This window comes from Robertmurraya korlensis, from assembly GCF_023715225.1.
GTDB lineage: Bacteria > Bacillota > Bacilli > Bacillales > Cytobacillaceae > Robertmurraya_A.
Genome location: NZ_JAMBNS010000003.1, coordinates 357,407 through 379,690, shown reverse-complemented (window position 1 = coordinate 379,690; position 22,284 = coordinate 357,407). Strand labels below are relative to the sequence as shown.

Genomic DNA, 22,284 nt, shown 5'->3' with positions numbered 1-22,284 from the left:
CTTTTCGTGTGAAACAAATCAAACGCTTCCAAAACTATATCCAAAAGTTCAATTCCCCTCTAAAATAGGATTTAGTTAAGCAGTACTTAATTAGGAGGATGAACAATGAGTAAAGGTATTAAGATCGTCACAATTGGCGGAGGTTCAAGTTATACTCCAGAATTAATCGAAGGATTTATTAAAAGATACGATGAGCTACCAGTAAGAGAACTTTGGTTAGTTGATATAGAAGCAGGGAAAGAAAAGTTAGAAATCGTTGGAAACCTTGCTAAACGTATGGTTGCAAAAGCTGGTGTTCCAATGGAGGTTCACTTAACATTAGATCGCAGAGAAGCGTTAAAGGGTGCAGATTTCGTTACGACTCAATTCCGTGTGGGTCTACTAGACGCTCGTGCGAAGGATGAAAGAATTCCATTAAAATATGACGTAATTGGTCAAGAAACAAACGGTCCTGGTGGACTTTTCAAAGGTCTTCGTACGATTCCTATCATCCTTGATATTTGTAAGGATATTGAAGAACTTTGCCCGAACGCATGGTTAATTAACTTCACAAATCCAGCTGGTATGGTAACGGAAGCGGTTCTACGCTACAGCAATATCAAAAAAGTAGTTGGACTATGTAATGTTCCAATCGGTATGAGAATGGGAATTGCAAAAGCATTGAAAGTTGAGCCTGAGCGCGTACATGTTGACTTCGCTGGTCTAAACCACATGGTATATGGACTAAATGTATACCTTGACGGTGTTAGTGTAATGGATCAAGTAATTGAAGCAATGGCTGATCCAGAAAATGAAATGACTATGAAGAACATTTCAGGTCTATCATGGGAGCCTGACTTCATCAAAGGTGTAGGGGTTATTCCATGTGGATACCACCGTTATTACTACAAAACAGGTGAAATGCTTCAAGAAGAACATGAAAAAGCAGCAGCAGAAGGTACACGTGCAGAAGTAGTTCAAGCTCTTGAAAAAGATCTATTCGAACTTTACAAAGATCCTAACCTAGACATCAAGCCACCACAATTAGAAAAACGTGGCGGAGCATACTATAGTGACGCTGCATGTAACTTAATTAACTCGATCTACAATGACAAGCGTGATATCCAACCAGTTAACACTCGTAACAACGGAGCTATTGCTAGCATTGAAGATGATTCAGCTGTAGAAGTAAACTGTATTATCACTAAAGAAGGTCCTAAGCCAATCGCAGTAGGAGATCTTCCAGTAGCAGTAAGAGGACTTGTACAACAAATCAAGTCTTTCGAAAGAGTAGCAGCAGAAGCAGCAGTGACAGGAGACTACAAGAAAGCTGTTCTTGCTTTAACGATCAACCCGCTTGTGCAATCTGATAAGCTTGCTAAGCAAATCGTTGATGAAATGTTAGAAGCTCACAAAGAGCATTTACCACAATTCTTCACGAAAGTTGAAGCATAAAAGCACGATATGAAATGGCTCTGGGGCATATCGTTCCAGAGCTTTTTCTATGGGAAAAATTAATTTACCTCTTTCTACACCGGGTATTTACGGATGAGAGTAGGTTGTGGAGGAACCAGTGATGTTAAAGAAAACATCCTTCTTTTTTATTGGGTTAGTGATCGCATGTTTAGGAGTGGGCTTAATCATTAAGTCCGGTGTAGGAGCAGGACCTTGGGATGCATTTTTTGTGGGCATAGTTAATAAGTTGGGTCTTACCGTTGGAATTTGGGTTATGCTCATCCAGGCGTTTTATTTAGTGTTTAATTCCATCATGTCAAAGAAACGAATACAGTTTGAATCAGTTATTACTGTAATTCTCTGGGGTGTTATTATTGATTTTCAAATGGGTGTTACCTTGAAGAATGTACAGCTCACAGAGGCTGCATGGACAACGCAATGGGGTGCATTCCTAGCTGGAATCGTTCTTACTGGTATTGGAATCGGAATCTATTTAACCTCTAAATTTCCAACGATGCCGTATGATGGTACGATGCTTATTATAAGTGAGAGATTTCATCTCACGTTAAATGTATCTCGAACCATTTTAGAAGGTATTGGCTTAGCTTTTGCATGGATTGTTGGTGGACCGATTGGTTTAGGAACTGTGATTATTATGTTAATGATTGGACCACTCATTCAAATTTGTACGCGCTACTCTACTCTTATCTATGAAAAAATATAATTTAATTTCTAGGAGCTCCTACTGTGTTAGGGCTCCTTTTCTTATGTGCAGTGTCTATCAAAAAGTTGCAACAAACCATCAGAAACTTGCAACAAACTCAACCGTTAGAGTGATAAATCATATCTACTGTTCTTAAATTCTACAAACAATCTACATAAATTCTGCATATCCTCCGATTACATTTGAGCTAAGTACTTATTCAATACTTTCGGAGGTAATATTCTATATGAAAAAATGGAAATTCACTCTTTTTACTATACTGTTCCTATTTTTCGCCAACTATTCAACCGCACTTGCACATGAAGGGGAAGAACAAGAATCAGATTCAGATAACTACTTAAAGGACTTCTCTACTAACGAGCATGATCATTCAGACACCGAAGAGGAAGTAACGGATTCGCATGACTCTCATGAGATAGAAGGAAGTTCACATAAGAGTGAGGGTTCCAGTTCACATGACTCTCATGAAACAGATGCTACATCCGATCATGGTAGCCAAAATCATTCTGAAACCACCAATGATGAAGGTGACCATGATGACTCCAGCTCCCATAACGAAGAGGGTGCACATGGTACGTTCACTGGAGAAGAGAAAGGCCCTAACTACATCGTATTATCGAGTTTTGCATCAGTTAATGCGGGATTCCTTCTAATTGGTATTTGGAACAAAGTTAGAAAGAGAGGAAACAAACATGGCCTTAACAAATAAAAAATCTTCTATTGACTTATTGTCAATTCCGATAATAAAGAAGTTTATCAAAAGCAAATGGTATCCAGGCATTTTTCAATGGATCGTGTTAGTTTTCTTCTCTGTTATCGTGTTTGAGTTAGTGGCAGGGACGGTAAATCCACATCGTAACTTTGGAACAACGATGACGTGGGTATTGTGGTGGCCGGTTATTCCGATCTTATTTATAGCCTTGGGTCGTTTTTGGTGCGCCATCTGTCCATTTGGAAAGCTAAGTGATATCATTCGTAAAATGGTAGGCAGTGAGAGGCCCATGCCGAAGTTTCTAAGAACATATGGAATATGGCTTATTGACTTATTCTTCATCGCCATTACATATAGCGATCATGTATGGGGAATTGTGGAGTCACCTCGTGGATCAGGATATTTGCTGCTTTTACTCGTCACAATGGTGGTTGCCACATCCGTTTTTTATGAGAGAAGAACGTTTTGTAAAACGCTTTGCTTTTTAGGAGGATTAGCTGGGAATTACTCTCGATCAGGAGCGTTAGAACTAAGAGGAACAGCAGAAATATGCAGAATGTGCAAGACACAAAGCTGCTTTAAGGGGAGTGAACAAGCGGAAGGGTGTCCGATGTTTCAGTTCGTTCGTACCATGGATTCGAGCGCAGAATGCAATATTTGCGGAAACTGTGTGAAAAATTGCCCGAATGATTCTATCAAGTTACAGGTACGTGTTCCAACAAAAGAGCTTTGGAGTCTTAAAAATCCCAAGCTTGAGCATGCCTCACTAGCAGCTGTTATCATGGGGATTGTGTTTGTGCAGAACATCACGATGCTTGAAATATGGGGGCAAATCCTCGAAACAATATCAATTGTAACGGGTACCTCAAATTATGTTGTCAATTTTACAATTGCCTTCATCATCTCAATGACGCTACCTATCTTATTATTATTAGGTGCAGCCAAGCTAGCAACTTTGCTAGGGATGCCTAATTCAATTAAGAAAAATTTTATCTTGTTTGGTTATGCCTTTATTCCGCTGGATCTTGCAGGGCATCTTGGACATAATTTGTTCCATATCATCACAGAAGGAAAAGCAATTTGGTATAATTCGCTTGCCTTTATCGGGAAAGAAATAACAAGTGGGGACTTAAGCTTGGCGACTACATCTACGGTTCAAATGCTTCAATACTTTATTATTACGATTGGATTTTTAGGTTCTACTTATACGGCATACAAAATGGGGAAAAAGGCTAGCTTTAAAGCTATGATGCCTTACTATGGATTAATGCTGTTACTAGGTATCATTAATATTTATTTATTCTCACTCCCAATGAGTCATCGCGTATAAAAATGAAGCTGCTAAGCAATTGGCAGCTGTTTTTCTTTGGTATAAAATTGGTCTAGACAACTATATGTATAGAGTGATATGATAATCATGCAAAAAGGTCACAAAAGAAAGAAGGTAGAAAGGATGATTTCTTCTCATTCACCCCTTTTACTAAAAGGGATGAGAGTGTTTTCCGAACAGGGAATTATTGAAAGCGGTTATATTAAGACTAGTAATCAAAAAATAGTAGAAGTAGGATCACTCGAGATGCTACCTGATGAAAGTGGATTTGAAGTTATTGAACTTCCTTCTCACTTTAATCTCCTCCCTGGCTTTATCGATGTGCACATTCACGGAGCCAATGGTGCAGATGTCATGGATGCAACCGAGGATGCCTTGAATACGATGGCAACTTCTCTTCCACGTGAAGGAACAACAAGCTTCTTGGCTACAACCATGACACAGTCTCATGAAAAAATTGAGAGTGCCATAGAAGCCGCTGGTGAATATATCAGAAAAAATCAAGCAACCACCCAAGCAGAGATTCTAGGTATCCATCTTGAAGGGCCATTTGTAAATCCTGATAAAGCTGGTGCGCAGCCAGTGGAACATATGTTGCATCCAAATATCGAACTGTTTAAAAAATGGCAAGCCCTTTCAAAGGATACGATAAAACTTGTTACCCTTGCTTCCGAGCTTCCTGGTGGATTGGAGCTTATCAAATATTTAAGTGACCACCATATTATTGCCTCCATTGGTCATTCAGATGCAACCTATGAAGAAGTAAAGCAAGCAGTAGAAGCGGGTTCCACTCATGTTACCCATTTATTTAACCAAATGAGAGGGTTGCACCATCGGGAGCCTGGTGTGGTCGGAGCGGCACTTTTATTAGAAGAGTTAAAGGCCGAGTTAATTGTGGATGGTATTCACGTTCACCCAGAAATGGTCCGATTTGCTTTTCAGCAAAAGAAGAAGGATGGTCTTATCTTAATTACGGACTCCATGAGAGCCAAATGCCTGAAAAATGGAGTGTACGAACTCGGTGGTCAAGACGTGTATGTAAAAAATGAAATGGCGACGCTTTCAGATGGAACACTCGCCGGCAGTATATTAGAAACCCAACGGGCTGTGAAAAATATGATCACATATACGAATTGTACGCTTGAGGATGTTGTGCAAATGGCATCGATTAACCCTGCAAAGCAATTAAGCGTATACGACAGAAAAGGAAGCATTAAAGTTGGAAAGGATGCTGACCTTGTCATTTTGGATAGAGACCTTAATGTGGAAATGACAGTTTGTCGTGGATCGATTGCATTTCAGAGAAAGGAATAGATGATGAAACTAATTGAAGTAAAAAACTATGAACATATGTGTGAACTGGCAGCAAGTTATATAACTGATAAGGTTCGAGCTAATCCAAACATTACGCTTGGTTTAGCAACAGGGGGAACACCTCTAGGGACGTATGAAAAGCTGATTGAGGATTATAAGCGTGGAAAAACATCTTACAAACAAGTTGTGAGCTTTAACTTGGACGAATATATTGGGTTAACAGGACAAAATCCTAATAGCTACCGTTTCTATATGAATGATCATTTTTTTAACCATATTGATATTGATCTGAACAATACCTTTGTGCCTAATGGAACAGCGGAAGATCTTGAGCAAGAGTGCCAAAAATACGACGAGCAAATTCTAGCAAAAGGTGGAATTGATCTTCAGTTATTAGGAATCGGATCAAACGGTCATATCGGTTTTAATGAACCAGGTGCTTCTTTTGGGTCGCAAACGCATGTGGTGGATTTAGCCGAGTCAACGATAGAAGCAAACTCCATATATTTTGAGAAAATGGAAGACGTGCCGAAAAAGGCTGTTACCATGGGAATCGCTTCGATCATGAAGAGCAAGGAAATTCTCTTACTAATTTCAGGTGAGCATAAGCATGATGCGCTAGCCAAACTATTAACCGGTGATTTGAACGAACAGTTTCCGGCTTCCATCTTAAAGCAACATCCTTCTGTCACTATCATTGCAGATGAAGCTGCCATTGGAAATTTAAAAATAAAGGAAGTTACGTATGATTAATAAAAACTCGCCTATTCCCATCTATTATCAGCTGGAGGAGCTGATAAAGGATCAAATTGAAAAAGGGGATTTGAAACCTGGAGATGCCCTTCCACCGGAGCGAGAATATGCGGAAACCTACCAAATTAGTCGAATGACAGTTCGCCAAGCATTCACAAAGCTGGTTAATGACGGGTACTTATATCGACTCCAAGGGAAGGGTACCTTTGTTGCAGAAAGAAAAGTCGAACAAGGACTACAAGGTCTAACAAGCTTTACTGAAGATATGAGAGCTAGGGGCTTGGAACCCGGTAGCCAGCTGATAAACTTCGAAGTCATTCCAGCACCTGTTCGTATCGCCAAATACCTTTCGATTGAGGAAAGTAGTCCTGTGTACGAAATCAAACGAATCCGTCTAGCTGACCAGGTGCCAATGGCACTTGAAACTACCTATATATCTGCAGAAAAGGTAAAGGGCCTGACAAAAGAGATTGTGAATCGTTCGTTGTATGAGTATATCGAGGGTACGCTAGGTTTCCGAATTGATCATGCAAGACAAATTATTGAGTCATCAGTTGCGAATCAAATTGAATCAGAGTATTTAAGCATTAAAGAGGGTGCACCGATTATGTTGATTCAGAGAAACACATATCTTGAAGATGAAACCCCCATTGAAGTGGTGAAATCCTCTTACCGAGCAGATCGCTACAAGTTTATGATCGACATGAAGAGATAGAAGGGGAGGTGGGAGAACATGATGAAGGAGTATTTTCAAAAACTGAGAGACTTACTCGATAAGGTTGAATATGAGGAACAGGGCAAGATGAAAGAAGCGGCTCATGAGATTGCCCGATGTATACAAAATGATGGCATCATCCATGTATTCGGATCTGGACACTCCCATATGCTCGCAGAAGAACTCTTTTACCGTGCAGGTGGACTCGCTCCGATTAGCCCGATTCTCATAGAAGATTTGATGTTGCATAAAGGAGCAGTTGAATCATCCAATCTAGAAAAAAAGAGTGGTCTTGCAAAAAAGCATCTTTCTTCTAGCAATATTCTAGCAGGTGATATCGTCATCGTGGCTTCCACTTCTGGAAGAAATCCCGTTCCAATAGAAGTGGCTGAAATTGCAAGCGAGAGGGGCGCGTATGTCATTGCTATTACTTCGCCTCGTTATGCAGCTACACAAGCTTCTAGGCATGAAAGTGGAAAGTATTTGTTTGAGATGGCTCATTTAACCATTGATAATCATATAGAAATTGGCGACACCCTTTTACATCATTCTAAGAGTGCAAGTGGGTTTAGCTCCGGTTCTTCCATTATCGGTATGACGATCGTAAATGCAATCATGGCTGAAACGATTAAGCTGATGCTAGAAGAGGGAAAAGAGCCACCCGTGTTTTTAAGCAATAATGCCAACGATGCTGGTTCGCATAATCAACAATTAATTGATCGCTACAAGGAAAGAATCCCTATGTTAGTAACAAATTTATATAAATAACTTTTTTTGAGGAGAAAGAGGAGGGAAATAAAATGGTGATGAAGTATTTACAAAAAATTGGTCGTTCACTTATGCTTCCTGTGGCCGTTTTACCAGCAGCAGCTATTCTGATGGGGATTGGTTATTGGATAGATCCATCTGGCTGGGGAGCAGGTAGTCCAGTTGCAGCGTTCCTGATTAAAGCAGGAGGATCCATCATTGATAATATGGCGATTCTTTTTGCGGTTGGGGTTGCGCTAGGAATGTCCAAGGATAAAGATGGATCGGCAGCCCTAAGCGGTCTCGTTGCGTATTTGGTGGTTACCACCTTACTTTCAACGAACGCGGTGGCAATGCTTCAAGGAATTGATCCAGCAGACGTAAATGCTGCGTTTGGAAAAATCGGGAATCAATTTATTGGTATTTTATCAGGGTTAGTCGCAGCGTTTGCCTACAATCGTTTTAGTCATGTAAAGCTGCCAGATGCGCTTGCCTTTTTTAGTGGAAAACGTCTCGTGCCAATTATGACTGCTGTGTCAATGTTAGTGGTATCATTAGTTCTTTTCTTTGCATGGCCAGTTATATTCACTGGGTTGGTTTCATTTGGTACAGCATTCAGTAAGCTTGATTTTATCGGAGCAGGTTTGTATGGATTCTTTAACCGTTTGTTAATTCCAACAGGGTTACACCACGCACTCAACTCTGTATTCTGGTTTGATGTGGCTGGCATAAACGATATCGGTAACTTCTGGTCTGGAAATGGAACAAAAGGAACAACAGGGATGTACCAAGCTGGATTTTTCCCTGTTATGATGTTTGGTTTACCAGCAGCAGCTCTTGCGATGTATCATACGGCGAAAACCGCTCGCAAAAAGCAAGTGGCGTCCTTAATGCTTGCAGCAGGATTTGCTTCATTCTTTACTGGGGTAACAGAACCGTTAGAATTCGCATTTATGTTCGTTGCACCAATGTTATATGTGGTTCACGCAGTGTTAACAGGAATTTCATTAGCAGTGGCTGCCCTTTTCCATTGGACAGCTGGATTTGGCTTTAGTGCTGGTTTCGTTGACTTTGTATTAAGCTCAAGATTGCCGCTCGCTAACCAACCATATATGCTTCTTGTGCAAGGATTAGTATTTGCAGCTATTTATTATTTCTTATTCCGCTTCTTAATCACAAAGTTTAATTTAATGACTCCTGGTCGTGAAGAAGAAACAGAGGAAACAGGAGAAGCCGTTTCAGCTGGTCGTGACAAGTTCGCACAAATGGCAGCTGTTATTTACGAAGGTTTAGGTGGAGATGATAATGTTACCTCTGTAGACAATTGTGTCACTCGTCTTCGCGTAGAGGTAAAGGATATGGGAGCTGTTGACCAAGCGAAAATCAAATCAACAGGCATTCCAGGAATCAATATTGTTGGGCAAAACAGTATACAAGTCATTGTCGGAACACAAGTGCAATTTGTAGCTGATGAGGTTGAAAAAATTCGTAACAACAAGTAAATGGTAAGAAATTTCAAATGAATATTGTCAATAAAGCCTGTAAACAGCGAATGTTTACAGGTTTTTTGGGTTAAATTTTAGTAAAGTCGGTATTTATCGTACATTTTAAAGAATGTTTGATGGTATACTTAGGTGTATTTGAGGCGAGAGATAAACGGTATATCTATTTCTCGTAGGGGGATGGAGGTGCGCACGTGAGTGCAGAACAAAGGAAAAAATTAATTGTACTTATGATTAATATGTTTATAGCTATTGGGAGCTTCGGTATTATTATCCCAATTTTACCTGCATATTTGCAATCAATTGGACAGGGAGGAACAGCAGCCGGTCTAATGATAGCGATTTTTGCTGGAGCACAGCTTATTTTCTCGCCGATTGCCGGAAAATGGACCGATCAATACGGTCGAAGAAAAATGATTATTTACGGACTAGCTGGATTAACCGCATCGATGTTTATTTTTTATGCAGTTGATACCATTTGGTGGTTATATTTTTCACGGGTAATTGGTGGAATTGGAGCAGCCCTTCTTGTACCTGCCATATTTGCGTATGTAGCAGACATTACCACGATGGAGCAGCGTGCCAAAGGAAACAGTTTGATCTCAGCTGCTATGTCACTTGGAATTGTGATTGGACCGGGGATTGGAGGCTTTTTAACGGATTACGGATTAAAAATGCCGTTCCTAATCTCAGCGATTGTTTCGCTAGTAGCAGTCATATTTTCAATCATCGTTCTAAAAGAAAGCCAACAGGAACAAGCAGAAGGAATTCATTATGATGATGAATCAATGGTGAAAAAGCTTGTTCGATCAGTAAAAATGCCTTATTTTATTCCTTTAGTAATTACCCTCGTTATGAGCTTTGGATTAATGGCTTATGAATCAGTATTAGGTTTGTTTGTTGATAATGAGTTCGGTGCGACTCCTCAGGAAATTGCCTTGATGATTACAGCGACAGGAATCATTAGTACGATTGTTCAATTGTTTGTGGTTGATCGATTGGTGGTAAACCTTGGGGAAGAGAAAGTCCTAAACATCTTCTTAGGAGTTGCCACAGTAGGGTTTTTGTTATCAATTTTTGCATCAAGCTATATGCTGTTCTTTGGTATTACTTTAATCATCTTCTTAGCAACATCTATTCTACGTCCAGTGTTAAACACCCTGATCTCAAAGCTTGCTGGTCATGAACAAGGTTTTGCTATGGGGATGAACAATGCGTATATGAGTATCGGGAATATTCTTGGACCAACACTTGCTGGATTACTTTATGATGTGAATATCATTTATCCATTTGTGTTAGGGTTAATATTATTAGTGTTCACATTGATGACTACAATGATTTGGGTAAAACGCTCTCCGAAACAACCGAAATTGGGTACACCTGAAAAGGTTTAATAAGGTGATGTATTAAATTAAGATGTCAACTCGCTTCCCTAATGGTGAAGCGAGTTTTCTTATGTTTTAATAGAGCTAAGGAGATGAATAGGATGAAATTTACAATGGGATTTATTGGTTTTGGGAAAATATCTGAAAGGAGAGAGGTTACACTTGAAGCCGACGGTCTATATCACAAGAAAAATGCCCGATGAGATCATTCAAAGGATAGAAGAGCATTGCATGATTCGAATGTGGGAGGAAGTAGATATTCCTGTACCAAGAGAGGTGTTAGAAAAAGAAATTCGGGAAGTGGATGGGCTACTTTGTTTGTTAACCGAAAGCATCGATCAAGCTTTATTGGAAAAAGCAAAAAGATTGAAGATAATCAGTAATATGGCAGTAGGCTTTAACAATATAGATATTGAAGCAGCAAAGTTAAAAGGAATTACGGTTACCAATACTCCTGGGGTCTTAACTGAAACAACTGCCGACTTAACATTTGCGTTAATAATGGCGACAGCACGTAGATTAGTAGAGTCATCGACTTATTTGAGAAATGGGAACTGGAAAACATGGTCTCCTATGCAATTGACTGGTCAAGATGTGTACGGAGCAACATTAGGAATCATCGGCATGGGGAGAATTGGAGCAGCTTTGCTAAAAAGAGCCCAGGGCTTTGACATGAAAATTCTCTATCATAATCGATCTCGGAAGCTGGATCTGGAACAGAAATTTTCTATGACGTATGTTGAAATGGATCAATTATTAAAGGAATCTGATTTTGCGTGTATCATGACTCCTTATACTCCGGAAACGAAACATTTGATTGGAGCAGAAGAATTGGCTTTAATGAAAAGCAATGCCATTTTAATCAATACCGCACGCGGTGGAATTGTAAATGAGGATGCATTGTATAATGCTTTACAGTCAGGTCAGATTTGGGCAGCTGGATTGGATGTATTTGAGGAGGAACCCGTTCCCTTGAATCATGCATTATTAACACTGCCCAATGTAGTGACTCTTCCTCATATAGGGAGTGCGAGCATTAAAACGAGGCTTCAAATGGCCCATCTAGCAACAGATAATTTATTATTAGCTCTAAATAATCAAAAACCGAAACATGTAGTTGTATAAAAGTGATAGCTTCATAGTCCAACAGAAGGATTGATGATATGAAAAAGAATATGATTAACGCAACAAAGGAAAAGGTACTATTTATTTGGAGAATTCCATCCTTACCGGTCCTTTTTTTAATTAACACCATCCTTGGTTTTTCCACTTCTTTCTTTATCCCCTACTCATCTCTTTTCGGTATTGATGAGGTCGGAATGAGTAACGCAGCATTCGGTGTCTTTATGACCGTGCTGGCTTTAGGTGGGGTTACCATTAGCAGTTCATTGGCAAAGTTGTCAGATACAAGGCTTAGTAGAAGATATCTGCTTATCCTCACTACCTTCGCTGGGGTGATTGGGTATATTTTATTTGCATACTTACGAAATTATTTTGCTTTGTCTGTAACCGCATTCTTTCTATTAGGGGCATCAGCGGCTTCTGTTCCTCAATTATGGGCATATGCAAGAGATGCTTTAAAAGAGGCTGCTATCCCAGCTGAGGATACGCCTTTTATCATGAATATTTTTCGAATGTTTTTTGCTTTGGCATGGACGGTGGGACCTGCTCTAGGGGCCTGGCTCTTAATATTGGTTGACTTCAAAGGGTTGTTTTTATTCGTAGCCGCAGGGTACTTGCTTGCTTTTCTAACAGTTGTTTTTTTATTACAGGAAGTGTCAAAACAGAAGATTGTGAGTCAAGAGGCATTGTCCGTAAAAAAATCGATTATCAAACCGCATATTTTTGCCAATCTTGCTGCGGCACTATTGCTATCAACTGCTACATCTATTCATATGTTAAATGTGCCTCAATTCGTTACGAAGGTACTTCATGGAACGGAAATGGATGTTGGTTTGATTTTTAGTGTGCCACCGATTTTTGAGGTTCCGATGATGATCGGGCTAGGTTTACTAGCCACAAGAATGGATGTTGCCTTGCTTGTGAAAATTGGATTTGTTACTGCTTTTACGTATTTTCTACTATTTAACTTTGTTACAGAGCCTTGGCAAATCTATCCCTTACAGATCTTGAGTGCCGCACAGGTTTCCATTACGGCTGGAATTGCTATTTCGTATTTTCAGGATTTTATGCCAGAAGCCCCGGGTACGGCAACGACTCTTTACATGAACACAACACAGATTGGATCTACAGTAGGGTATTTGTTGTTCGGGCTTATTTCTGAGTTTATCAATTATGATCATATGATTACGGTCTATACTCTTTCTGCCGGCTTGGCATGTGTATTTATGGTTCTCTATGGTAAAGAAAGAAGAATGCAAACCGCAGCACAATCGAATGTATCAGGTTAAAGTTAATGCTTGAAAGCCTGTTGCTCCCAACCTAAAGATAGGGGCAGCAGGCTTTTTTCATAAATCGTGTGTAATGGGGAAAAGTAGGAAAAGAAACGTTGAACGCTGGAAGGGTGTATTCAAAGTGGGATTAATGGAATACCGAAAACTTGATCGTCCGTTGCAAATTCTCCTATTAGGAGTCTTGCTTGCTCATCTAGGGTCCTATCTTGTAATGCCGATGCTTCCGATTGTACTAACCACTGAAACAGAGCTATCTTTAGTACAGATTGGGACGATTCTAGCAACGATAGCTATTGCTTTTCAATTTGGAAGTATTACAGGAGGAGTTCTTGCGGATCGAATAGGGCGACGTTTTATCATCGGCTTGGGTGCTCTGATTACAGCAGGTGGAGTAATAAGCTTTGGATTATTTACTGAATACCTGTTACTTCTGGTTTCAGCAGTCATCATGGGTATTGGGAATGGATTAAATGCTCCCTCTACGAAGGCAGCGATTGCAGCATTTGCTTCTTCAAGTGGAAATCAAACGACTGCTTTTTCTCTTCGTGGGATTGCGGCCAATGTTGGGACCGGTACAAGTGGACTAGTGATATTTTTTCTTTTTGCTGAAGCCTCAAGAACGATCTTCTTTATCGCGGCTGCTATATATGTAGGGCTAGCTTTAGTGAGTTGGCTCTTACTTCCGAAAAATTGCGGCGACATCCCTTGTCCATCACTGCCAATAGGGGCATATGGGGAAGCGTTAAAGTATCGGCCATTTATCATTTTTAGTGTCGTAACCGTTTTGATTTGGGCACTATATGCGCAGTTTTCACTTGCATTACCACTGCGGGCTACAGTCGTGTTAGATAACCCGAAAAATATCTCTTTAATATGGACAATCAACAGTTTTATCGTTATCACCCTGCAAGGCTTGATAACCAAACGGTTTATTACAAAAATGAACCCAATCTCTGCACTAGGAGTAGGTGTATTATTTATTACAGTAGGGATCTCCTCGTTGTTTTTTTCAAACGGATTTTTCCTCTTTATAGTAAGTGGAGCGATCTTTGTGATTGGTGAAATGATGATTTTGCCAACGGTAGATAGCACGATTTCTCAGCTTTCCAAACCAGAGCTGATCAGTTTATTTTTTGCATTATCAAATGTGGTGTATGGATTAGGGGAAGCGGGAGGAAAAACAATAGGTGGCCGCCTTTTAGATGTAGGTGGTGTGAACAATGCCTCTCCTTCGATCGCCTTTACGATTGCGGGATGCATCATATTTTTCCTTATCATGATGTTAAGAAAGTGGGGGCCATTAACTGATTCTTTGACAAAGGCAGCACAGAATCCACAAAGGCCTGAGGTGGCTCCGAGAATCTCGGCAGAACCAGCGCAGAATCGAATACATCCACTACACCGCTTCGAACCAGAAATCTTTTTCCGAAAAAAGCCTACAACGGAATAAAAGGTAGGAGGACAAAGAAACTGTCCTCTTTTTTTATTATTTCTATCTTTGTCACAACTACCATTTCATCTCATATGCTATAATATTCAAAAGAATGTTTGAATGAAATGGGGAAGTGCAATGGCGAAAGAGGATGTGTGTGAGGTCACTTGTATTGATGAGGAGAAGGTTACGAAAGTTAAAAATGAGCTTAGTATGCAAAACACGATAGAGGTCTCCAAGCTTTTTAAGGCATTAGCCGATGATACACGTGTAAAAATAGCTTATTCGTTAAGTGTAGAGATGGAGCTTTGTGTATGCGATGTGGCTAATATTGTTGGCTGCACGGTTGCTACTGCTTCGCACCATCTTCGTCTCCTTCGAAACCTTGGTCTTGCCACCTATCGAAAAGAAGGGAAACTGGTCTACTATTCCTTAGACGATGAGCATGTCAAACAACTCGTTAACATCGCCTTTACACATCAAAAGGAGGTGGCATTACGTGGATCATTCAACTGCAATGACCAATAGTAAGCAAGTGTATCGCGTTCAAGGCCTAACGTGCGCAAGCTGTGCCAAAAAGTTCGAAACGAACGTAAAGAACCTGGATGGTGTATTTGATGCAAATATAAACTTTGGAGCTGCCAAACTGACCGTGTTTGGGGAGGCAACGTTAGTTGAACTTGAAAAAGCCGGTGCATTTGATGGTATTAAGGTTCAACCCGAAAAAGCTCGTATTCAAGAAGTGAAGGAACCGTTTTTTCAAAAGTATGCAACGGTGCTGGCTTCCTTTGTGCTTCTACTTTTAGGATGGGCCATTGGTGAGGTAAGTGGGGAAGAATCTTTAGCATCAATAGGAGCTTATGCGTTCTCCATGATCCTAGGAGGTTACCGCCTGTTCCAGACAGGATTCAAAAATCTACTCCGCCTCGAGTTTGATATGAAAACACTCATGACCATTGCCGTTATTGGAGCTGCGGTAATCGGTGAATGGGGTGAAGGGGCAACTGTTGTGATCTTGTTTGCGATTAGTGAAGTACTTGAATCGTATTCGATGAATAAAGCTCGACAATCGATTCGCTCACTAATGGATATTGCTCCAAAAGAAGCCATGATACGGCGTGGACTTCAAGAGATGGTGATTGACGTTGAAGACATCCAAATTAATGATGTTTTACTTGTAAAGCCTGGTCAAAAATTAGCTATGGATGGCATTATCGTAAAAGGTATATCATCCATCAATCAGGCAGCCATTACTGGGGAGTCCGTACCTGTTGCAAAGGGAGTGAACGATGAAGTTTACGCCGGTACCCTGAATGAAGAGGGCTTCCTAGAGGTAAAGGTGACAAAGCATGTGGAAGATACGACAATTGCGAAAATCATCCATTTGGTTGAAGAAGCGCAAGCGGAAAAAGCACCATCACAGGCATTTGTTGACCGCTTTGCAAAGTATTACACACCTATTATTATGTTATTCGCTCTTGGAGTAGCGGTTGTCCCGCCGTTATTGTTGGGGGCAGAATGGAATGAGTGGGTATACCAAGGCTTGGCCGTGTTAGTGGTGGGATGTCCATGTGCTCTCGTTATATCCACACCTGTTGCGATCGTAACAGCCATTGGAAATGCAGCGAAAAGAGGCGTTTTAATCAAAGGTGGCATTCATTTAGAGGAAATGGGAGCCATTAAGGCGATTGCATTTGATAAAACCGGCACGTTAACTAAGGGGATTCCAGTAGTCACCGACTATGAAACCGCCCCGAACATTCCTGCCAACGAGACATTTGCCCTTATATCAGCTCTAGAGAAGGTCTCTCAGCATCCACTTGCATCTGCTATTTTAAAAAAGGCAGATCAATGGGAATTGAATTACGACCATTTAGAACTTGAGGAATTTACTTCTGTAACGGGAAAAGGGGTCCTTGGGAAAGTTGCCGGGACGGAGTATTATGTTGGGAGTCCAATTTTTATTCACAAACAACTTAAAGGGGGCTTACCAGCTGTCTATCGTGAAAAAATCACTGTGCTTGAGAAACAAGGAAAAACGGTGATGGCAGTTTGTTCTTCTGAACATTTCCTAGCCATAGTGGCAGTGGCCGATGAAATACGAGGAGAAACAAAAGACGTGGTACAACAGCTTCACTCGCTCGGACTGCAAAAGACCATTATGCTTACAGGAGACAATGAAGGTACGGCTAAGGCAATTGGACAAAAGGCAGGAGTAAACGAGGTAAAAGCGAATCTTCTCCCTCAAGAAAAACTCTCATTTATTAAAGAATTACGTGCCACTTATCAACGAGTAGCTATGGTTGGTGATGGGGTAAATGATGCACCTGCCTTAGCAGCTTCTTCCGTTGGCATTGCGATGGGAGGAGCAGGAACGGATACAGCCCTTGAAACAGCGGATATTGCGCTTATGGCTGATGATTTGAGAAAGCTTCCGTTCACGGTAAAGTTGAGTAGAAAAGCATTAAATATTATTAAACAGAATATCACTTTTTCACTTGGTATAAAGCTGTTGGCGCTATTATTGGTTGTCCCTGGTTGGCTCACATTATGGATTGCCATCTTTGCTGATATGGGAGCTACGCTTATTGTAACGTTGAACAGCCTACGATTGCTTCAGGTGAAAGATGAATCATAGGGCTTCCTTTTGGGGAGCCTTTTTCATATAGAAGATATGTTCAAAAATTATCCATATATTTCTTTTATTTTCAGTTTACATACTATACAGGGGTATGCTATTATAAAATCATAAAAGGAGGGAGTCATATGGATCAAGATGATTCTTTGCTACATGAAGAGGAAAGCTGCCATAGCAGTGATCGGAAAAGCCACCATTCAGATAAAGTGAAAAGCAATCTTGTCACACGATTAAACCGCATTGAAGGCCAAATTCGTGGAATCAAGGGACTAATTGAAAAAGACACATACTGCGACGATGTCATAACACAAATTTCCGCCACACAATCAGCTTTAAACAGTGTCGCGAAAATATTGCTAGAAGGCCATTTAAAAGGCTGTGTGGTTGATCGTCTGCAAGAGGGCGATATAGAAGTATTAGATGAGGTACTCGTCACGATTCAAAAATTAATGAAGAAATAAGGAGTTGTAAATCATGGAAAAAGTTACTTTACAAGTAGAAGGAATGTCTTGTGGTCACTGCGTAAAAGCGGTAGAAGGAAGCGTTGGTGAATTAGCAGGAGTGTCAGCTGTAAAGGTTGACCTAGAAAACAAATCTGTTGCTGTAGAATTTGATGCTGACAAAGTATCATTAGATACAATTAAAGAAACGATTGATGATCAAGGTTATGATGTAAAGTAAGAAAGAAGAATCGTGCTAGAAATAGCACGTTCTCTTTTCAAAAAAATATACCCTATATAGGTATAAGGAGTTTTTCATATGAGTGAAAAAGTACTAGAAAGCCAATTTCAAATTACCGGTATGACTTGTGCTGCATGTTCTACTCGCATTGAAAAAGGTCTGAAAAAAATGGATGGAGTCACGGATGCAAATGTAAATTTAGCTTTAGAAAAAGCGACAGTAAAGTTTGATGCCGCTGTAATCGGGCCAGCTAAAATTCAAGAGAAAATTCGTGCTCTTGGATATGACGTAATCACTGAAAAAGCAGAGCTAAATGTGACAGGCATGACCTGTGCAGCTTGTGCCACACGTATTGAGAAGGGGTTAAACAAACTTGATGGTATCGTCGGTGCTAACGTGAACCTCGCTCTTGAAAAAGCATCAGTTGAATACAATCCAGCAGCGGTATCTGTTACTGATATGGTTCAAAAAATAGAAAAGCTTGGATACGGGGCAACTGTAAAATCTGACGAAAATGAAAAGGAAACAGTCGATCACCGTTTAAAGGAAATCGAGAAGCAACAAGGAAAGTTAATTTTCTCTTTGATCTTATCTCTTCCGCTTTTGTGGGCAATGGCAGGGCACTTTGCATTTACCTCCTTTTTATATGTTCCCGAAGCGTTCATGAATCCATGGGTACAAATGGCGTTAGCCACACCAGTCCAATTTTTCATTGGTAAGCAGTTTTATGTAGGCGCCTATAAAGCATTGCGAAACAAAAGTGCGAACATGGATGTGCTCGTCGCGCTCGGCACCTCTGCTGCTTATTTCTACAGTGTGTATATTGCCATTGGAACTATTGGACACAACGCACATGGAGTTGGATTGTATTTTGAAACAAGCGCAGTTTTAATCACATTAATCATATTAGGAAAATTGTTTGAAGTGAAAGCAAAAGGTCGATCTTCTGAAGCGATTAAAAAGCTTATGGGGCTTCAAGCGAAAACAGCCCTTGTTGTTCGTGATGGAGTGGAAGTAGAAATTCCGTTAGAGCAGGTCATTGCTGGAGATGTGTTGCTGGTTAAGCCTGGAGAAAAAATTCCTGTGGATGGCGTCATTTTAGAAGGGCAGTCAGCACTTGATGAGTCCATGCTGACAGGTGAGAGTGTTCCAGTTGATAAAACTGTTGGTGATGTGGTCATTGGAGCAACTCTAAATAAAAATGGATTTTTAAAGGTGCAAGCAACGAAAGTCGGCAAAGACACAGCTCTTGCACAAATCATAAAGGTGGTAGAGGAAGCGCAAGGATCCAAGGCACCGATTCAGCGCTTGGCGGATTCTATTTCAGGGATTTTTGTCCCAATCGTAGTTGGAATTGCCGTTGTAACCTTCCTTGTGTGGTTTTTCTGGGTCGCACCTGGAGACTTCCGAGAAGCATTAGAAAAATTAATTGCCGTTTTAGTGATTGCTTGTCCTTGTGCACTTGGTCTCGCTACACCCACTTCAATCATGGCAGGTTCTGGCCGTGCGGCAGAATACGGTATTCTTTTTAAAGGTGGAGAGCACTTAGAAATGACACACCGCATTCAAACAGTCATTCTTGATAAAACGGGAACGATTACCAATGGAAAGCCGGTATTAACGGATGTAGTAACTTCCATGAATGAAGACGAATTCTTATCATTGGTTGGTTCTGCTGAGAAGCAATCTGAGCACCCACTTGCGCAAGCCATTGTGGAAGGAATTAAGGAAAAAGGAAGTGCACTTGTCGATGTGTCTCAGTTTGAAGCCATACCTGGTTTCGGAATTAAGGCTATGGTTGCTGAAAAAGATGTGTTAGTCGGTACTCGTCGTTTGATGAAGAAATACAAAATTGATGTGGCAGAATCCGTTCTCGAAAGCATGGTTTCTTTTGAAAAAGAAGGGAAAACAGCGATGCTAGTAGCGGTTGATGGTGCTTTTGCCGGTATTGTTGCAGTTGCTGATACGATAAAAGAAACGTCACGGTCAGCTATTGCGCGCTTGAAGGCTATGGGACTTGAAGTCATCATGATAACTGGTGACAATGAGCAAACGGCGCAAGCAATTGCAAAAGAAGCTGGTGTCGATCGGGTCATTGCCGAAGTGCTTCCAGAAGGAAAAGCTGAGGAAGTGAAAAAGCTGCAGGCAGCTGGAAAGAAAGTGGCGATGGTTGGCGATGGAATCAACGATGCTCCAGCTCTGGCAATCGCTGATATCGGGATGGCGATTGGAACAGGTACCGATGTGGCGATGGAAGCAGCGGACATAACGCTCATCCGAGGGGACTTAAACAGCATTGCAGACGCTATCTTTATGAGTAAAAAAACGATTACAAACATTAAGCAAAATCTATTCTGGGCATTCGCCTACAACACACTAGGCATTCCGATTGCCGCACTTGGCTTTTTAGCTCCGTGGCTAGCGGGAGCAGCCATGGCCTTCAGCTCAGTATCAGTAGTGTTAAACGCATTACGGTTACAGCGAGTGAAGCTTTAATAATAGATTATTCAATGCCTCGACTTGGGTCGGGGCATTTTTTTGTATGGGAGCGGTGGGGGGTATGACTCGTTGGGCATAGAATAAGAGGTTGCTCGTGTCATAAAATGAGTGTTTTGACGTGTGGTGGATGGAATATGGAAGAGGAGAGGCCATTTGATTCCCGTGAAGGCAGAAATCACAAGCTAGCGGTAACCAAAGGGGCCATTTGATTCCCATGAAGGCAGAAATCACAAGCTAACGGTAACCAAAGAGGCCGTTTGATTCCCATGAAGGCAGAAATTACAAGCTAGCCGTAACCAAAGAGGTCGTTTGATTCCCATGAAGGCAGAAATTACAAGTTAGCGGTAACCAAAGGGCCATTTGATTCCCATGAAGGCAGAAATTACAAGCTAGCGGTAACCAAAGGGGCCATTTGATTCCCATGAAGGCAGAAAACACAAGCTAACGGTAACCAAAGAGGTCGTTTGATTCCCGTGAAGGCAGAAATCACAAGTTAGCGGTAACCAAAGAGGTCGTTTGATTCCCGTGAAGGCAGAAATTACAAGCTAGCCGTAACCAAAGAGGTCGTTTGATTCCCATGAAGGCAGAAATCACAAGCTAGCGGTAACCAAAGAGGTCGTTTGATTCCCGTGAAGGCAGAAATCACAAGCTAGCGGTAACCAAAGAGGTCGTTTGATTCCCATGAAGGCAGAAATTCCAAGTTAGCGGTAACCAAAGGGCCATTTGATTCACATGAAGGCAGACATCACATGCCAACGGTAACCAAACCCTACCCGATCAAAAGCAAGTTAACAAAAGCCATCCACCAAAACCCCGATCCACTGAACGGAGAAAGTACAGAAAAAAACTCAGAGGGTTAGCCACTTGAGCTAACCCTCTGAGTTTTTTAATTATTAATCGCTAACCGATACTCGTTCGTTAGATTTTCGAAGATTTTCTTTACAGGAAGAATCTCTTTAATTTCATGAACTCTTGCTCCTGCAAACACAAGTCCATTTTCGACATCGCCCGCCATTGATTTTAAAAGGGAATCAAGGGTACAGAAACGATATGAGCAATTTTTTAAGCAATCTCTGCATTTTGTAATTTTTAGCTTTTCAGAAGTAGTGAGTAACTCTGTAAAGTGATTCGCAATCGCGCGACCGTGAAGACCAACTGTTGTTTTGACGAGCAGCGTATCTTCTTTCGTCGCTTCGACGTATTTCTGCTTAAAGGAAAGTGGTGCATCACATTCCTCACTCGCTACAAATCGAGTTCCCATTTGTACTCCAGAAGCTCCCATGCTAAATGCTTTGGCAATATCTGCCCCAGTCATGATTCCTCCCGCTGCGATAACCGGGATCGATACGGCCTCCACCACTTCAGGAAGAATCTCAAATAATGGACGTTCGGTCCCAAGATGGCCACCCGCTTCATGTCCTTCAACAACAACTGCCGCTGCACCAAGGCGCTCCGACATTTTCGCTAGCTTCGCTGAGGACACAATTGAAAGCACCGGAATACCTGCTTTCTTACCCCATGCATACATATCTCTTGAAATCCCAGCACCTGAAATAATAAAATCAACCTTTTCTTCAAGTGCCGCCTTCATCTTCTCTGCAAAGTCATTCATTGCAAATAAAACATTAACACCAATATATCCTGCATCCTTCTTCACAAGCGCTTTAGCTTGACGAATATGGTTTCTCATTTCTTCAACAGAAATCCCTGTGCCCGAAATTATGCCAATTCCACCTGCATTTGCAACAGCAGATGCAAGCTTGCTTAGGGAAATTCCTACACCCATGCCACCTTGAATGATCGGAGCTTTCGGAAGCATATGTCCGATTTTTAACTGAGGAAAATTCATGATCATCACCCATTTCTTTTAATCTCCATTAGATTCTAGCATGTAGTATAGGAGAATGATGTGATATATATTACTAGGTACTAAAAATTGATAATAATAGTTGGTAACATTTTGTGAACATTGAATAATAAAACTCAAATTGGATATAAAAACCC

The 22,284-nt window shown here is 41.0% G+C and carries 19 protein-coding genes; 18 read left to right on the top strand and 1 reads right to left on the bottom strand.

The window, feature by feature from the left end:
- The first annotated feature begins 105 nt into the window (after positions 1–105).
- The 18 genes from M3175_RS08490 (at position 106) to M3175_RS08405 (ending at position 20,277) form a co-directional block, all read left to right on the top strand.
- Positions 106–1,434 (top strand): 6-phospho-beta-glucosidase, encoded by a 1,329-nt coding sequence (locus tag M3175_RS08490; RefSeq protein ID WP_251517618.1) that lies wholly within the window; start codon positions 106–108, stop codon positions 1,432–1,434.
- Positions 1,435–1,555: 121 nt separating this feature from the next.
- Entirely contained in the window at positions 1,556–2,158 is a 603-nt protein-coding gene (locus tag M3175_RS08485) for a YczE/YyaS/YitT family protein (RefSeq protein WP_251517614.1), read from the top strand.
- A gap of 226 nt (positions 2,159–2,384) precedes the next feature.
- The gene (locus tag M3175_RS08480) at positions 2,385–2,867 is read left to right on the top strand and encodes a hypothetical protein (protein ID WP_251517610.1); all 483 of its coding nucleotides are present in this window, start codon (positions 2,385–2,387) and stop codon (positions 2,865–2,867) included.
- Positions 2,851–4,200: a 4Fe-4S binding protein gene (locus M3175_RS08475; RefSeq protein ID WP_251517606.1), complete on the top strand. Its 1,350-nt coding sequence runs from the start codon at positions 2,851–2,853 to the stop codon at positions 4,198–4,200. The genes M3175_RS08480 and M3175_RS08475 overlap by 17 nt, the downstream gene beginning before the upstream one ends.
- Positions 4,201–4,287: 87 nt before the next feature.
- Entirely contained in the window at positions 4,288–5,514 is a 1,227-nt protein-coding gene (gene nagA / locus M3175_RS08470) for an N-acetylglucosamine-6-phosphate deacetylase (RefSeq protein WP_251517733.1), read from the top strand.
- Between the two features lie 3 nt (positions 5,515–5,517).
- Positions 5,518–6,267 (top strand): glucosamine-6-phosphate deaminase, encoded by a 750-nt coding sequence (nagB, locus tag M3175_RS08465; RefSeq protein ID WP_251517729.1) that lies wholly within the window; start codon positions 5,518–5,520, stop codon positions 6,265–6,267.
- A complete protein-coding gene (locus M3175_RS08460; protein WP_251517601.1) occupies positions 6,260–6,982 on the top strand; it encodes a GntR family transcriptional regulator in 723 nt (240 codons plus the stop codon). The genes nagB and M3175_RS08460 overlap by 8 nt, the downstream gene beginning before the upstream one ends.
- An 18-nt stretch (positions 6,983–7,000) precedes the next feature.
- On the top strand, positions 7,001–7,750 hold the full coding sequence (locus tag M3175_RS08455) for an SIS domain-containing protein (RefSeq protein WP_251517598.1): 750 nt from the start codon (positions 7,001–7,003) through the stop codon (positions 7,748–7,750).
- A 35-nt stretch (positions 7,751–7,785) separates the two neighbouring features.
- Positions 7,786–9,231 (top strand): N-acetylglucosamine-specific PTS transporter subunit IIBC, encoded by a 1,446-nt coding sequence (gene nagE / locus M3175_RS08450; protein ID WP_251517726.1) that lies wholly within the window; start codon positions 7,786–7,788, stop codon positions 9,229–9,231.
- A gap of 194 nt (positions 9,232–9,425) precedes the next feature.
- Positions 9,426–10,625 carry an MFS transporter gene (locus tag M3175_RS08445; RefSeq protein WP_251517594.1) on the top strand — a complete coding sequence of 400 codons (1,200 nt, stop codon included), beginning with the start codon at positions 9,426–9,428 and terminating at the stop codon, positions 10,623–10,625.
- 153 nt (positions 10,626–10,778) lie between these two features.
- Positions 10,779–11,741, top strand: coding sequence for a 2-hydroxyacid dehydrogenase (locus M3175_RS08440; RefSeq protein ID WP_251517591.1), 963 nt, complete (start codon positions 10,779–10,781; stop codon positions 11,739–11,741).
- A 38-nt stretch (positions 11,742–11,779) separates the two neighbouring features.
- Entirely contained in the window at positions 11,780–13,027 is a 1,248-nt protein-coding gene (locus M3175_RS08435; RefSeq protein ID WP_251517588.1) for a sugar efflux transporter, read from the top strand.
- Between the two features lie 73 nt (positions 13,028–13,100).
- A complete protein-coding gene (locus M3175_RS08430; protein ID WP_251517584.1) occupies positions 13,101–14,480 on the top strand; it encodes an MFS transporter in 1,380 nt (459 codons plus the stop codon).
- 120 nt (positions 14,481–14,600) lie between these two features.
- Entirely contained in the window at positions 14,601–14,990 is a 390-nt protein-coding gene (locus tag M3175_RS08425; protein ID WP_251517721.1) for an ArsR/SmtB family transcription factor, read from the top strand.
- A complete protein-coding gene (locus M3175_RS08420) occupies positions 14,980–17,100 on the top strand; it encodes a heavy metal translocating P-type ATPase (RefSeq protein ID WP_251517718.1) in 2,121 nt (706 codons plus the stop codon). The genes M3175_RS08425 and M3175_RS08420 overlap by 11 nt, the downstream gene beginning before the upstream one ends.
- A gap of 128 nt (positions 17,101–17,228) precedes the next feature.
- The gene (locus tag M3175_RS08415) at positions 17,229–17,561 is read left to right on the top strand and encodes a metal-sensitive transcriptional regulator (protein WP_251517572.1); all 333 of its coding nucleotides are present in this window, start codon (positions 17,229–17,231) and stop codon (positions 17,559–17,561) included.
- A gap of 13 nt (positions 17,562–17,574) precedes the next feature.
- A complete protein-coding gene (gene copZ / locus M3175_RS08410) occupies positions 17,575–17,781 on the top strand; it encodes a copper chaperone CopZ (RefSeq protein WP_251517563.1) in 207 nt (68 codons plus the stop codon).
- Positions 17,782–17,859: 78 nt separating this feature from the next.
- Positions 17,860–20,277, top strand: coding sequence for a heavy metal translocating P-type ATPase (locus M3175_RS08405; RefSeq protein WP_251517560.1), 2,418 nt, complete (start codon positions 17,860–17,862; stop codon positions 20,275–20,277).
- A gap of 889 nt (positions 20,278–21,166) precedes the next feature.
- On the opposite strand, the gene M3175_RS08400 is transcribed toward M3175_RS08405, so the two are convergent.
- Positions 21,167–22,129 carry an NAD(P)H-dependent flavin oxidoreductase gene (locus tag M3175_RS08400; protein WP_251517558.1) on the bottom strand — a complete coding sequence of 321 codons (963 nt, stop codon included), beginning with the start codon at positions 22,127–22,129 and terminating at the stop codon, positions 21,167–21,169.
- Between the last annotated feature and the right edge of the window lie 155 nt (positions 22,130–22,284).

Excerpts from the sequence above, each read along its gene's own strand:
- M3175_RS08460 (WP_251517601.1), top strand. The coding sequence starts at position 6,260 with ATGATTAATAAAAACTCGCCTATTCCCATCTATTATCAGCTGGAGGAG.
- nagA (WP_251517733.1), top strand. The coding sequence starts at position 4,288 with ATGCAAAAAGGTCACAAAAGAAAGAAGGTAGAAAGGATGATTTCTTCT.
- M3175_RS08490 (WP_251517618.1), top strand. The coding sequence starts at position 106 with ATGAGTAAAGGTATTAAGATCGTCACAATTGGCGGAGGTTCAAGTTAT.
- M3175_RS08485 (WP_251517614.1), top strand. The coding sequence starts at position 1,556 with ATGTTAAAGAAAACATCCTTCTTTTTTATTGGGTTAGTGATCGCATGT.
- M3175_RS08400 (WP_251517558.1), bottom strand. The coding sequence starts at position 22,129 with ATGAATTTTCCTCAGTTAAAAATCGGACATATGCTTCCGAAAGCTCCG.
- M3175_RS08455 (WP_251517598.1), top strand. The coding sequence starts at position 7,001 with ATGATGAAGGAGTATTTTCAAAAACTGAGAGACTTACTCGATAAGGTT.
- M3175_RS08405 (WP_251517560.1), top strand. The coding sequence starts at position 17,860 with ATGAGTGAAAAAGTACTAGAAAGCCAATTTCAAATTACCGGTATGACT.
- M3175_RS08425 (WP_251517721.1), top strand. The coding sequence starts at position 14,601 with ATGGCGAAAGAGGATGTGTGTGAGGTCACTTGTATTGATGAGGAGAAG.
- M3175_RS08415 (WP_251517572.1), top strand. The coding sequence starts at position 17,229 with ATGGATCAAGATGATTCTTTGCTACATGAAGAGGAAAGCTGCCATAGC.
- M3175_RS08430 (WP_251517584.1), top strand. The coding sequence starts at position 13,101 with ATGGGGAAAAGTAGGAAAAGAAACGTTGAACGCTGGAAGGGTGTATTC.
- M3175_RS08480 (WP_251517610.1), top strand. The coding sequence starts at position 2,385 with ATGAAAAAATGGAAATTCACTCTTTTTACTATACTGTTCCTATTTTTC.
- M3175_RS08435 (WP_251517588.1), top strand. The coding sequence starts at position 11,780 with ATGAAAAAGAATATGATTAACGCAACAAAGGAAAAGGTACTATTTATT.
- M3175_RS08420 (WP_251517718.1), top strand. The coding sequence starts at position 14,980 with ATGACCAATAGTAAGCAAGTGTATCGCGTTCAAGGCCTAACGTGCGCA.
- nagB (WP_251517729.1), top strand. The coding sequence starts at position 5,518 with ATGAAACTAATTGAAGTAAAAAACTATGAACATATGTGTGAACTGGCA.
- copZ (WP_251517563.1), top strand. The coding sequence starts at position 17,575 with ATGGAAAAAGTTACTTTACAAGTAGAAGGAATGTCTTGTGGTCACTGC.
- M3175_RS08475 (WP_251517606.1), top strand. The coding sequence starts at position 2,851 with ATGGCCTTAACAAATAAAAAATCTTCTATTGACTTATTGTCAATTCCG.